Consider the following 13,697-nt stretch of genomic DNA (forward strand, 5'->3'; position numbering starts at 1 on the left):
CACTCGAAACAACAAAGACTATTATTTTCTCACTTCTCTCTGTCCGTCCAGCCACAATCTTCGGCTCCGGAACCCATTTCCATGGCTTCAGCCATCAATCTCATCATCATCTTCATTAATTCTTCGTATTTAACTCATTAAAAAGTCCGATCAACCATTCGGAACAGTTATTTAATAAAAATATTAGTACGTGTCGTGCATTATAAAAAATACACGTACAACAAGCCTTATAAAGGAACTTATCATGTCATTGTTAAAAAAAATCATGATCCCTGGGATCGCCTGCGCCATTCTTTTTTCAGCAATTTTCTTATGTACAAAAAAAACCTCTCTCCCTCAAGAACAACCCAAACCCCTTATTATTGGAATGATGAACGGATGGCCACCATTCATGAGCGTTGCGAGTAACGGTGAATACGAAGGATACGATATCAACGTTGCTGAACTACTCGGTGAAAAACTCAACCGACCGGTAATAATAAAAGACCTTGGAAGCGTACAAACAATACTTATCGCATTAGACCAAGGAATAATCGATATCGCCATGTCCGGGTTTGATAACACAAAAAAACGCATGGAAACGTTTAACATGATTCAATACACCAGCAGAGATTCAACCGCAACCAGCCTTGTTTTCTGGAAAAAAACACCTTCAAATATCAAATCGCTCTACGACTGCGTAAACCAAAAACTCGAAATATGCGTAGAACCAGGAAGTGGACAAGAAAAATATGTCGATTCATTTCCCAACGCAATAAAAAAACAACTCCCATCGGTTACTGACATGATTATGGAACTCCGATTCGGCAAAACAAATGTTCTAGTCCTGGAGCCTCGCATTGCAAACCGATTAAAAAAACTTGAACCAAATCTTGAAATACTCTCAGAAGAACTGCCGGAATCATTTCAAATCTATGGAGAAGGAATAATGATCAAAAAAGAAAATGCTCTTCTTGCAGGCCAAGTCAAAAAAGCGATAGAAGAGCTTTCTTTCAGCAACACACTCAAAAAACTAGAAGAAAAATGGTTAAATCAGGAGGAAAACTAATGCTTTCATCGATTCTCAATAACCTTACACCTCTTTTCAGCGGGACAAAAATTACTCTAACCATCTGGCTAAGCTCTTTACTCATTAGCATAACAATGGGAACAATTCTTGGAGTAGTAGAATCATCTAAATCCGATACAAATCGATGGCTCCAAGTACTCACAAGACGTTTTACCCAATTAATTAGAGCCCTACCATTTTATCTGCAACTACTCATTATCTATTTTGCCATTCCGATAATTACAACACTCAACATCTCTTCTCTGGCAGCATCAATTATTTCCCTTGGCATTTGCTCATCTGCCTACGTAAGCCAAATAATCAAACAAGGGATCAATAATTACCAACAATCGCTTTGGGAAATGGCCCTTCTTTTGGGATACACAAAAAAACAAGCGCTGCTCCAACTCGTCCTTCCTGAAGTTTTTCGCTCTCAAGCCCTCTCCCTAAACGGAGAAATAGACCAACTCATAAAATCAACCGCCGTTTGCTCAACTATTGGCGTGTTAGAAATAATGGGAGTTACCCGTAATGTAATTGCTAGAGAAATGAATCCTGTGAGCATGTACCTTAACGCTGCACTCATTTTTATAGTCATTTCATACGCCTGGAATACCCTTTCAGCATTTATCCAAGAAAGGATTAAACGTGCTTAAAATAAATAACCTTTCCGTTTTCATGGATAACAAAAAAGTTTTAGACAATATTTCATGCTCAATTCCAGCCGGATCAATTGTGGTCCTTCTAGGAAAAAGCGGTGCAGGAAAAACAACTTTTCTTAGAAGTATCGCTGGACTCAATGAATCAAAAAAAGGAACAATCTTATTAAACAATAAAGCCATTCAACAAAAAGATATCGGATTTGTCCCCCAAGGCTTTGCTCTTTTTCCACAACTTACCGTTCTTGAACAGTGTACTCACCCCCTCACAAAAACAAGGAACATGCTTCCAGCTATCGCCGATAAAAAGGCCCTTGATTTATTAACACAACTGCAAATAAATGAATTTAAAAACGCGCTACCTCACCAACTTTCGGGAGGCCAACAGCAACGAACCGCTATTGCTCGAGGACTTTGCATAGAACCAAAGATATTGCTACTTGATGAACCTAATTCCGCACTCGATCCACAAAACACAGAAATCTTGATCAAGCTGCTCTTTGAGTATGCGAAAAACGGAAATATTATTATCTGCTCAACCCAAGATATTGATTTGGCCGCAAAAATAGCCACCAGGTGCTTATTTTTTGACAACGGATGCACAAGCGAAGAAATAACCGTTTCCGATAAAAACGATTTTTTAGAAAAAATTTCCCTGTTTTTTGAAAAAAACTAAAAAAGGGCGCCATTACAAAGCGCCCTCTTTTCTAAAAAACTTAAAATACCAGTATTTTTTGACAAATAATCCAAGCCAGAGAAAACTAATTACGTATCCGTTTTCACAAAATCATTTTATCCGAAAACATCGTAACCATGAGTAAAAAATTTCTCGCCCTTTCGCTTTTTGCCGTCTCTACCGTAGCTGCGCAAGATAAACCCAAGCACCTATCACTTGCCGAAATGGAAGAATACACAGAAAAAACGACCGAATGCCTTTCATTTATGTCAGATCGCCTCATCTGCTCTCCAACAGAATCAGTTTCATGTTCGCCTCTCCACCTAGAAAAAATACTAAAAAAGATTGATTCCATCGCAAACGCGATTGAAAAAACAGTAAAAAAAAATGTTCCATCAGCCCAAATAAATGAAGAACTTAATAACTTAAAAAAAATAGTCTCTTACTTTTATCTCCTTAACACCACAAGATGCACCAACTTCATCCTTGATACTCAAAAAAATATTTCATTCTTCAAGCAAATAAAAAAGCTAAATCATTTATTTAAAACAACAAATGCTCAAGACTCAGGTTACATCTACTGTGGACTTTTTGCAGCATGCCTTGAAATCAATAAAGCCCTCACCACAATTGAGCAGAAAGCCTCAACAGAACAAAAAAACTTAATCAAAAAATGTCTTCTGATTCTCTCTGACTACACCTTTCTGAACGAACTAATAATCAACCATTGGGGCGAAAATATCACACCAGAACAACTAAAGAGCATGAGAAGCCAACTTCGCCCAGAAAGCCCTTTCTTAAACGATGAAATGCAACTCCAAGGACTGGGATTAGAATACCTTTATTCAACCTGCTTTAACCAAGACGAGCAGTCGATGCTCACAACGCTGTTTCAAGAATACACCGAAAATCTTGATAAAAACTTTTACATCGACCGTTTTCTTCACGATTTTACCCCACTAGCAAAGCCAGAATTCAATATTGACTACCTTATTATTTCAGAAACAGACAAAATCGGCTTTTCATTCGACAAAAAGACACTTTACACCGATCTTCCAACAACCATCGTTGCAAGCGATTCTCCACACTGCGAAATCAAAATAATCAAAAATATTTTTAACAAACCCGTACGAATCGCTGTATCAGAAAACGTTATCGTGAAAAGCAACGCCGCACTGCTAGATAAAATTATCGCCCACCAAAACGCTCTGAAATTAATCTTTCATGCCGATGAAAATTTGGCAGCCGAAACATTAACAACAGTTGATGAAACATACACGTTTCTTTGGAAAAATTACCCTTGCAAAACGTTCAGCAAATGTGAATTTTCAAACTACACACTTGTTACAAATCAAACACCTGAAGAACCGGCAACCTCAGAATAAAAAACAACATTAAAAGAAAGTAAAACGATGTCATCAAAATTAATACTCTTTCTCGCTGCTACATGCATAAGCATCTCTGCAAATAACGCCGAAGATCTCATTAGAAGTCTATTCAACCTCACTGCGCATGAGCCTCTTAGATACAAAGGCCCATCACATGAAGCACATCACGCGGGAGCTTGCGGCGCAGGAACAGCAGATGAAGCAGAGAGAGCCCCAATCGTATTTGCTCGTATCAGCGATCACGCTTCTAGGTATGAAAATTTCATAGCATGCGACGAAAGCTTAATCGATACACTTTCAGATGAAGAAATAAAAGAATTTCTTTTACACGCAAACGATGCAACACCCACTCAGCGCCTTTTTGTGATCATAGAGTGCTATGGAAAATACTTCCACGAGTTAGTTGGATCTATTTTAGCTAAAGAATTTCTCGCAAATCTTAAAGAAAAAAACACCGAACTTATTCTTATCAACAACACCGATGATAAAATGCCTGAAACGGCTGAAAGACTTGGTACGTTCTCGGTATTTTGTCGCAGCACTCATGGCTCCCCAGATACAAAATTCTCTGAGCTTTTTGGAAGATTTAAAGCATCTAGAAATCTTGATGATTTTTGCGGAGAAAGTGATGCGATAGGCCGCTACGTAGAAACCGAATGCAGCATAGAATTACTAACCTCAAAAATACAGGGCCACAAAGTTAACATGACCGTGAGCCAAAATTTAATGTCAGAAACATCGATATCTGATGATGAGTTTAAACGTTATTCACAAGGCTTAAGAGAAGAAACCGAGAACTTAATAAAAGCTCAAAACCAACTAAGAAAACTCACACAAAGAATGAGCGCGCTCAGACGTAGATAAAAACATTTTTTACACAAAAAAGGGCACTTTTACCAAGTGCCCTTTTTCAATTTTAGATCTTAATTAATTTGATTTAAGCCACGACCGTAAATTCTCTGCCAACGGCGCTAATGCTGCCGACTGCGTTGATAACAATCCGTTTGATAAATAATTTGTCACTGCAAGCAAGTTACTCATCGCTTTATACGTGGAAAAAGCATCATCAACCTGAACAAACGACAGTAAATTAATTATTTTGCCAAGCGTTTCAACAAACAATGATTTAACCTGCTCAGTAGGTGTTACTACTTGCGCACAACTAAACACCAAATCCTTTAACGATTCTGAAAAATCTACCCCATTTTTATCTTGAATTGCTTTTTTAGTTTGCGCGTACAACGCATCTAAATCTGATGTTAATTTAATAAGCCCAACTTCGTCATTAAACGATTTAAGCCCCTCTCCATTTGCTGCCACCACCACAAGGTCAAAATCTTTATCCGTCAACGTTGTTACTGGCTGAACAGGCGCTACTTCAACCACAGGAAGAACTGCTGGCAAAGCTGCTTGAACAACAGGTTGCAAAGGAGTCTGAGCTATTGGTCCAACAGCAGGAACAACTGGTCTTACTGCAACTGCCGAATCAGAATTAGCAGCAACCGATGCATCAGGCAACGCAGCTAAAGAATCCTTGCTCTCTTGAGTTGCTGTATTTTGCTGAGAGGCAAAAATCGATGTATCAACATTATGTGCGTCAACATCGTCTGCCGATGTCATCAATTCACCTTCAGTCAATTTCTCATCAGCAGCCCCTTGATCAATCACTGCAGCCTCATCAACTGACTGCTGCAACAATGACGCCTGAGCCGCCTCTTGTTGCAGAATCAAAAGCAAACGCTTACGACTCTCAACACCCGTCCACAAATCTTCAGCCGAAATACCAGTAATAGCCATAACCAAATCTTTAAGAGACTGCAAATCAACCATTTTCGTCCTAAACGCAAGTGACGCTAGTTCATCTTGTAAAAAGTCATTAACCGACCGCTCATACGAATAAACCGCAGAGCCATCATCCAGCCGTCCAACAACTCCATCCGAAACGTCCTCAGAACCGTCAGCTGAAGTTTGCACAGAGGCAGACTGCTGCGCTGTACTAACTTGTGTTGCAAGTTGCTCTGCCTGTGCAGCTGCGGCTGATCCGGGAGCAACTACCGATACAACAGCTGAAGCACCCGCAACATCAACGGTATTACCTACCGCTTGAAGCGATTTTTGCTTCATCATATTTTTCAAATCAAAATTTGCTCCAAATCCAGCTCGACGATCGAACTCAAATGTTCGCAAAACATTATTCATTTCTTTTTTCTTAGCCGAAAGCAATTTTTTATTATTCAAATATGTTTCAGTAGCCTGCTTATACTGTGCAGACGAATCCCCAAACCTAGCAAGCGCATCACGCATATTTTGTTCTTGCACAAGCACATTCTGATCATACACCTTAAGCGCACTGGTATAAAAAGAAGAACCACTTGGAACCATATAATATTTACCTGCCGCATCTTTAAACTCGACAGGCCCCTCAGTCATACTCACCACACGAGCTGCTCGAGATAAATCTTGATTTGCTCTCATCAAAATAGAAATTAATCGTAAATACGAAGAATCGTCATCAAAAAAACTATCATCAAAGTGATACTGCTTGTCTCCATCAAATGGTGTATTCAAAAGATTTGAAAGATAATCCAAACAATATGCCAAATAAATAACACCCGGAACCTCAACTATTTTTAATAATTTTTCTTCCGAACCAACCGGGTATATGCCAACCTCTTGCCCTCGCGCTTCTCGCCTACGCATTTCACTTACAAGCTTATCTAAAGCATCAATCTTAGCATTTATCATCTGATCAGAAAGAACTTCACCCGCAGATTCAGCGGCATTATATGGCTCACTCATTGTTTTCGCCTGAGCGACAACCGCTTTAAATGAATTCATCTGCGCATCAAGCGATGACAAAACTGCAGACACTTCATTTCCCACTAACGAAACATAATCATTCAAAATTTGTTTCATAGCTGCTTGCGGAAAATAACGAGCATAATCATCAACTCCTCCAACAGACGCATCTGCTGATGCAGAAATTCGATATCGCGAGTCAATCATAACGTCACCAACCTTGGAGGAAACAAATGAACTGGTGTATTTTTTTACAAAATCAATGTACTTAGAAAGAGCATCGACTCGAGCTGGGAGTATTTTATTTTGTAAAAGATCAAAATCTATATCCTTGTAATACCCACCCATCCCCATCGCATATTCTGGTAAAACCGAACTGTCTTGCATGCCAATCGGAGACGAATCAGCACCCTTAAGATCTTGTGTTTCCCCTGTTCCATAGGTAGTAACAATTGGTTCAATTCCAACAAAAAGCTCACCCGAAAGCCGACGAATTAAAAAGAACAATTTCATGGTATCTGTAAATGTCTGCGATCCATCTTTCCACAAAATTTTTGGCGCCAACTCTTCGATCATTCGTAAACGAGCTATAAATGAATCGACATATTCTCCTTCAGTTCCTGATGCTTTCATTTTAGCCAAATCATCAACGGCCATTCCATAGCCACGCACTCTGCCATACAATAAATCAATATCCGAAACGGCAGTTTTTGTTTTTTTATCAATTACTGACTGATATTCATAAAAATTAACTTTAATTTTAAACAGATTCAACATCATTTTAAGCGGCTGCGGCAGGATGGACAAAAGCAACTTACCCAAATTAATGTCCTGCATATACACGATCTTATTCAAGTCCCATTTGCTTGGAACTGTCTCACCGTTATTTGCTGCAATCGTACGCTTAATATCGGGTGTTATTTTCAACCGTTGGATCAACTTTGTAAGTTCGGTATAAATATTTTCAACTCCTGGATATTTTGCGCCATCTTTAACCGAAGTGTATGTCCAACTTGCAGCTGAGGCAGTTTGTGTCTTATCAGTTGTTTTTATTGGCTGAACCTTAGAAAAAGAATTTCTAAATGCTGTAGAAATAAGAAGCAACACCTTCATAGAGAAAATACCCATAGGGTCGAGCTGAGTAAAATTAAGAAACCTATTCCACGTCGGATTAACAACATTCGCCGAAAACAATGTCCCAAGAACCTTTGGAATCAAAACAACAAATGGTTTTGAGCGAAAATCAACCCTATAAGACTTATTATTCATCGTCATTGATGCCGGAGAAATCTGACCTCGAACTGGTCGAGAATAGTATTTCCCTGAAACCTCACTGCGAATAAATCCAAGAGGTTGAGTTAAATCATCGCCAGCTCCACCAAATCCAAAGTCATACACTATCCCAACGTTGCCGCCTTTCCACTGCTTATTCCAGCCGGTTTCGCCAAGCTGGGCAATTCCTTTTGAAGAAGGAACCTGAGTGTCTTGAGTTGTTGTTTTTACGCCACCCAATTTTCTTAAAGCATCCTTTTCTTTTGCAACAAGCGCACTCCACTGTTTTGATGGATCAACCAATATCGATAGCTTTTGATCCATATAATTTGATTGCAACATCTGCTTAGCTGCTTGCTCAAAAAAACCAATTACAAACATCGCCAAGGGAGCCACAACCGAATACAAGCTATCAACAGGATTCATAACCACATTTTTGCCAATATTTGCTGCAATTTTAATTCTTTCAGACAAAGCACCAGCTTGGCCTAATTTTGCAAACTCAGCAGCCTCTTTATTAATTTTTGCTATTTCTTCATCTGTTAACCTCGCCGTTCCAGTTCTAACAACCTGAGAAGCCTGAGCTATTTTACTACCCTCAACTACACCAACCGCTGTAGCCTCTACACGAAAAAAATTCCAACCCAAAAACAAAATTGCGCTCAAAAACAAAGCTCTTTGCTTACTCATGAATTTCCTAGCTTTTGTAAAAAAAAAACGACTCGCGCCAATCGTAATCAAACAAAAAAAAAGAGTGCAATAACTTTAATAATTGACGCTTCATCAAAAAAGTAATTCTAGTTTTCCTTAAACGGTTCTAGCCACAAGACTGTTTTACGGGTATAATGCCAGGGTGGTTTTGTGTACCAATTTTTTAGACTGGACACATCAAATATATTCGAGAGCAATCTAGGAGCTTAAGCTATGGCCTCTCCGCTTCATGAACAAACTTCGCACCTCACGAATGAAAGTGAAGTGAGACGTGCAAAATTGGAACAAATCCGTCTTTCTGGAAGAAATCCATGGCCATCATATCTTCCGACAAATTCAACATGTGCTGAGCTTTTAACAAAAGAAATCGCGCCTAGCGAATCTGGCGCTGACCATATTTTCTCAGTCGCAGGAAGAATTATTGCTCGCCGTGAGCATGGAAAATCACTCTTTGCTGTTATCCAAGACAGATCTGGATCCATTCAGCTGTATCTAAAACAAAATACGGTTGGTGAAAAAAACTTTCACGAATTTTTATCTCTTGTCGACACTGGCGACATTATTTGGATCACAGGAACATTATTTCTTACAAAAACGGGCGAAAAAACAATTGATACCCAAAAATGGGAACTCTTGAGTAAATCATTGCACCCTCTTCCCGAAAAACATCACGGACTTTCTAACGTTGAACAACGATACCGTCAACGGTATCTAGATCTTATTAGTAATCGAGAAACCTTTGATAAGTTTGTTAAACGATCAAAAATTATCCAAAACATCAGATCAGTGTTAACTGAAAAAGATTTTATTGAAGTTGAAACCCCTATGCTTCACCCCATTCCTGGCGGTGCGGCAGCTCGGCCATTTGTAACTCATCATAACGCATTAAAAAGTGATTTTTATCTTCGAATTGCCCCTGAGTTATATCTAAAAAGACTCGTCATCGGCGGCATGGAACGGGTGTTTGAAATTAATCGAAACTTTCGCAACGAAGGCGTTTCAACAAGACATAATCCAGAATTTACCATGATCGAATTTTACATGGCTCATGGTGATTACAAGACAGGAATGGCACTTACCGAAGAATTACTCGAAAGAACAGTCACTCAAACTATTGGTAAATCAGAAGTTGAATTTGGACCATTTACCATCAACTTTAAAGGCCCATTCCAAAAACTCACCATGAAAGAATCTCTCGTTTCTGTTGGAAACCTGAGCGAAAGCGAAATTTCTGCAGAGCAAATTGATGCAACAATGAAAAAACATGGTGCAAGCCATGCAAACACACAGGCTTCTTATGGCGAAAAAATCACCGCGCTATTTGAAGAACTTGTCGAAAAGAAACTCATTCAACCAACATTCATCACAGGATACCCACTCGAAACTTCACCGCTTGCAAAAACGGATGATCAAAATCCTTCAGTTGCTGCACGATTTGAGCTTTTTATCGCGGGAATGGAACTTGCAAATGGATATAGCGAGCTTAATGATCCTATCGATCAAGCAAATCGCTTTAAACAGCAAGCAAGTGCTCGCGACGGTGGAGACGCAGAAGCTCATTTATATGACGCAGACTACATAACCGCACTTGAATATGGCTTACCACCTACCTCTGGCGTTGGGATTGGAATCGATCGACTTGTTATGTTTATCACCAATACCACATCAATCAAAGATGTAATTTTGTTCCCAACGTTAAAAATTAAACATGATGAGTAAAAATATGGCGACAACTCTTTTATTTGTAACCGAAAAAGAAGCAATTTTTGACCAGGTCAATGAATTCTTCAAAAAACATGCTCCTCAGATTGAATTAGTTTTCAAAACCCCTCAATGGCATGAACTACAAAGCCTTGAAGAAGAACGTGTCATTCAGCACAAAGCAATGCGTGCATGGAACCACTTCAAACAACCATTAATTGTTGAAGACTCTGGATTTTACTTCAAACGATATCCAGACTTTCCAGGAACACTTTCTGAATTCGCGCTTTCGGGCCTTGCTCGAGAAGGAATCAATAAACTCTGTCGAGCAGACAACCAGGCAACTGCATTCAGCTGGATTGGCTATATTGGACAAAGTAACGCTGACTGCTATTTTAACTCTCGAGTTGAAGGATACATCCTTGATGAATTTGCTCCCGCAACCCAAACCAACTTTGATATGATGCCGATCTTTCACCCAGAAGGATCTACCAAAACATTGCAGCAACTTATTGGAAATGATCGCGAGTTACAATTTTCTCCACGACTCAAAGCATGTAAAAAATTTATAAACTGGTACTTTGACCTTCCGGAGGATGTGTAAACATGCAACAAAAAGTGTATTACGTTACCTCAAACCGAGGCAAAGTAAGAGAAGCAAAACGACTTACCGCAAATGAATTTACATTAATTAAAATCATCGATAAAAATGCCGAACTCGAAGAAATTCAAACATTTGACGAAAAAACAGTCATTGAACACAAAGCTCAACAAGCATGGAACGCAGTTCAAGGACCGTGTCTTGTCGACGATGCTGGTTTTTATCTCAAAAAGTATGGCTTTTACCCTGGAACACTTGCAAAACCAACAGCCATTAGTCTTGGCTGGGAAGGCATTTATCGATTAATCGATGACGATAACAGAGTCACCATTTATTGCAGGATTTGCTTTACCGAAGATGGTATTAATTTTCATCACTTCAGAGCTGATACCGAAGGAGAAATCATTACTCCACCATCACTAGAATTACTCAATTCTCGTGGATTTGCTTCGATATTTAAACCATCTGGAAGCAAGTACACTTACCTACAGATGGCAGGCAAGCAAGAAGCAAATGAATACTATCACCGAACCAAAGCTCTTAAAAAATTTTTCACCTGGTACGAAGAGCAAGTTCGACAACGTGGCGTTACCTATGTTGCTGATGATTCAGGAAGTTTTAACGACTAATGATCACCATCCAGGGCCTTAAGTTTCGCTGGCACTTGCAAGAAGCAGAGCCAAATGAAATTACACAGCTTGCAGCCAAACACTATTTAACAATACCAATTACCCACGCTTTATTCACGCGTGGGTATACTTCTTCAGAAAAAATTTCTGAACTTCTTTCATTCGACTCGCAGCAACATATCGCCGATCCTGCACTTTTAAAATCATGCGATCAAGCAGTAACTAGAATTTTAAGCGCAATCGAAAAACAAGAAAAAATTCTTATTTTTGGCGATTACGACGTTGATGGAATAACATCTACATCTCTGATGTTGCTTGCGCTCATCCCCTTGAATGCAAAAATAAATTTTTTCTTACCTGTCAGAAAAAAGCATGGCTACGGCCTCTCAGAATACGCCGTTGAACAAGCACACAAAAACAATTATTCACTCATAGTTACAGTCGACAATGGGATTAGCGCATTCCCAGCGGCAGAACTTGCAAAAAAACTTGGGATTGATTTAATCATCACCGATCATCACAAGCCGCACAAAGATCTTCCTCCCGCATACTGCATCGTCAATCCACAACAAAGTGACTGTCTGTTTCCACACAAAAATCTTGCTGGCGTTGGTGTTATCTTCAAAGTCATTTCGCAGCTGTACAAAAAAATAGGAAAAGAATTACCCCGAAAAATTTATGAATTACTCATGCTTGGTACAATTGCCGACGTAGTTCCCCTCATTCATGAAAATCGTCACTGGGTACTACACGGACTATCACTGATTAATGAACAAAAAAGCGAATCAATAGCTCGTCTTCTAGAAAACGCAAACCTGGCAAAAAACAGAATTGGGGCTCGCGATATTGGATTTATGGTCACTCCACAAATCAACGCACTCGGAAGATTAGATGATCCTCGCGATGCAGTAAAATTTTTAATCAGTTCAGATCCAGAAGATGTTGCACGAGTTGGAGACATCTTAAAAAAAATAAATGAAGAACGTAAAAAAGTTGAACGCGATATTTACGAAGAAATTGAAATTGCCATCAAAAAAAAATTGTACGATCTTTCAAAAGAATTTGTACTGATCGCAGGAAACAACGCTTGGCCAGCAGGTGTAATTGGTCTTGTTGCTGGAAAATTAACTTATTCTTACGGAAAGCCAACTTTTTTGTTTCACCTCACCTCAGAGGGAATTGCAAAAGGTTCGTGCCGTTCTGTCAAAGGACTCGATCTTTTTTCCATTCTTGAAGCCAATAAAGACTTGCTTATTTCATTTGGAGGTCATAGTGCTGCAGCTGGACTTTCGCTGAGACAGAATGATTTATCTGAATTCAAAAAAAGAATCTCACAAACTATTGCCAGCAAGGTTTCACTTGAAGATCTGCAACCACAAATTATCGCCGATGCACCACTTGAATTTTGTGACATCAATAAAAATTTAATAAAAGACCTTGAACGACTTGAACCTTTTGGCATGGGAAACGAAGAGCCTATTTTTGTAATTCACGATCTTTCACAGGTTAAACCACCAAAACTTATGAAAGACAAACATCTCAAAGTCACCGCATTCTCGCAGGGAATTATAAAACCTATCGTCTTTTTTAATAGACCAGAATTATACGATATTTTCAAAAATCTAGAAGATAAGCCATTTAGTATCATCGGAACTATAACTCAAAACGAATGGAACGAAACAACATCTACAGAAATAATCGGTATTGATGTAAAAATCTAGAACGTAGTCACGAATTTTTCATTTAATCCCCAACAGTTTCTGCAATAGTGAGAAATGCTTTGAAATTAAGAAGCTTTTTATCAAAGCGAGAAAACAGGCGCCTAAAAAGTTTAAATTTTAAGAAAAACCACTCTACAAGATTTCGTTTTTTATAAAGCTCTGGATAGTAAAATTCATGGGCTAGAACATTTGATTTACAGGAGCGCAGTTCTTGGCTTAAAAAAAACTCTAAAGCTTCCGGATCCATAGGGTTTGCTCGCAAGTAATTGCGTCTTAAAACGATTTACAGCTAGAGACGCTGCTTGAGTAATGTTGTGAAACGCGCCAGAGATTATTTCAATATTTAGTTGATATCCCAGTGCATCAACAAGCACATGAATCTTTGAAGTACAACTTTTAATCGATACCTAAAATGGGACAAAGCTACACCAAATTATCATCCTTTTTTGCAAGCTTGCGGCTATACTTGGGACGAAAACTCAACAAAATCTA

The 13,697-nt window shown here is 39.0% G+C and carries 10 protein-coding genes; 9 read left to right on the plus strand and 1 reads right to left on the minus strand.

The features are described 5' to 3' along the window. The first annotated feature begins 244 nt into the window (after positions 1-244). The 5 genes from FJ366_02170 to FJ366_02190 all read left to right on the plus strand — a co-directional run bounded on the left by FJ366_02170 (position 245) and on the right by FJ366_02190 (position 4,635). Complete coding sequence (locus FJ366_02170) at positions 245-1,048, plus strand: amino acid ABC transporter substrate-binding protein (GenBank protein ID MBM3894378.1); 804 nt, start codon at positions 245-247, stop codon at positions 1,046-1,048. Next, complete coding sequence (locus FJ366_02175) at positions 1,024-1,704, plus strand: ABC transporter permease subunit (GenBank protein ID MBM3894379.1); 681 nt, start codon at positions 1,024-1,026, stop codon at positions 1,702-1,704. Before FJ366_02170 ends, FJ366_02175 begins: the two co-directional genes overlap by 25 nt. After that, positions 1,697-2,383, plus strand: a complete 687-nt coding sequence (locus tag FJ366_02180) for an amino acid ABC transporter ATP-binding protein (GenBank protein MBM3894380.1) — start codon at positions 1,697-1,699, stop codon at positions 2,381-2,383. Before FJ366_02175 ends, FJ366_02180 begins: the two co-directional genes overlap by 8 nt. Before the next feature lie 137 nt (positions 2,384-2,520). Beyond that, a complete protein-coding gene (locus FJ366_02185; protein MBM3894381.1) occupies positions 2,521-3,768 on the plus strand; it encodes a hypothetical protein in 1,248 nt (415 codons plus the stop codon). A gap of 27 nt (positions 3,769-3,795) precedes the next feature. After that, the gene (locus FJ366_02190) at positions 3,796-4,635 is read left to right on the plus strand and encodes a hypothetical protein (protein MBM3894382.1); all 840 of its coding nucleotides are present in this window, start codon (positions 3,796-3,798) and stop codon (positions 4,633-4,635) included. Between the two features lie 63 nt (positions 4,636-4,698). On the opposite strand, the gene FJ366_02195 is transcribed toward FJ366_02190, so the two are convergent. Next, on the minus strand, positions 4,699-8,532 hold the full coding sequence (locus FJ366_02195) for a hypothetical protein (GenBank protein MBM3894383.1): 3,834 nt from the start codon (positions 8,530-8,532) through the stop codon (positions 4,699-4,701). 234 nt (positions 8,533-8,766) lie between these two features. Here FJ366_02195 and lysS point away from each other — a divergent pair, with 234 nt between their 5' ends. The 4 genes from lysS to recJ are packed head-to-tail and all read left to right on the plus strand — an operon-like array spanning position 8,767 to position 13,205. Further along, on the plus strand, positions 8,767-10,272 hold the full coding sequence (lysS, locus tag FJ366_02200) for a lysine--tRNA ligase (protein ID MBM3894384.1): 1,506 nt from the start codon (positions 8,767-8,769) through the stop codon (positions 10,270-10,272). Continuing rightward, positions 10,262-10,858: a hypothetical protein gene (locus FJ366_02205; GenBank protein ID MBM3894385.1), complete on the plus strand. Its 597-nt coding sequence runs from the start codon at positions 10,262-10,264 to the stop codon at positions 10,856-10,858. Before lysS ends, FJ366_02205 begins: the two co-directional genes overlap by 11 nt. 2 nt (positions 10,859-10,860) lie before the next feature. Then, a complete protein-coding gene (locus FJ366_02210; GenBank protein MBM3894386.1) occupies positions 10,861-11,484 on the plus strand; it encodes a hypothetical protein in 624 nt (207 codons plus the stop codon). After that, positions 11,484-13,205: a single-stranded-DNA-specific exonuclease RecJ gene (gene recJ / locus FJ366_02215; GenBank protein ID MBM3894387.1), complete on the plus strand. Its 1,722-nt coding sequence runs from the start codon at positions 11,484-11,486 to the stop codon at positions 13,203-13,205. The genes FJ366_02210 and recJ overlap by 1 nt, the downstream gene beginning before the upstream one ends. The last annotated feature ends 492 nt before the right edge of the window (positions 13,206-13,697 follow it).

The sequence above is a fragment of the Candidatus Dependentiae bacterium genome (genome assembly GCA_016871815.1).
In the GTDB taxonomy this organism is placed as follows: Bacteria; Babelota; Babeliae; order Babelales.

Coding starts and splice junctions, on each gene's coding strand:
- FJ366_02170 (MBM3894378.1), top strand. CDS start 245: ATGTCATTGTTAAAAAAAATCATGATCCCTGGGATCGCCTGCGCCATT.
- FJ366_02175 (MBM3894379.1), top strand. CDS start 1,024: ATGGTTAAATCAGGAGGAAAACTAATGCTTTCATCGATTCTCAATAAC.
- FJ366_02205 (MBM3894385.1), top strand. CDS start 10,262: ATGATGAGTAAAAATATGGCGACAACTCTTTTATTTGTAACCGAAAAA.
- FJ366_02190 (MBM3894382.1), top strand. CDS start 3,796: ATGTCATCAAAATTAATACTCTTTCTCGCTGCTACATGCATAAGCATC.
- lysS (MBM3894384.1), top strand. CDS start 8,767: ATGGCCTCTCCGCTTCATGAACAAACTTCGCACCTCACGAATGAAAGT.
- FJ366_02210 (MBM3894386.1), top strand. CDS start 10,861: ATGCAACAAAAAGTGTATTACGTTACCTCAAACCGAGGCAAAGTAAGA.
- recJ (MBM3894387.1), top strand. CDS start 11,484: ATGATCACCATCCAGGGCCTTAAGTTTCGCTGGCACTTGCAAGAAGCA.
- FJ366_02195 (MBM3894383.1), bottom strand. CDS start 8,532: ATGAGTAAGCAAAGAGCTTTGTTTTTGAGCGCAATTTTGTTTTTGGGT.
- FJ366_02185 (MBM3894381.1), top strand. CDS start 2,521: ATGAGTAAAAAATTTCTCGCCCTTTCGCTTTTTGCCGTCTCTACCGTA.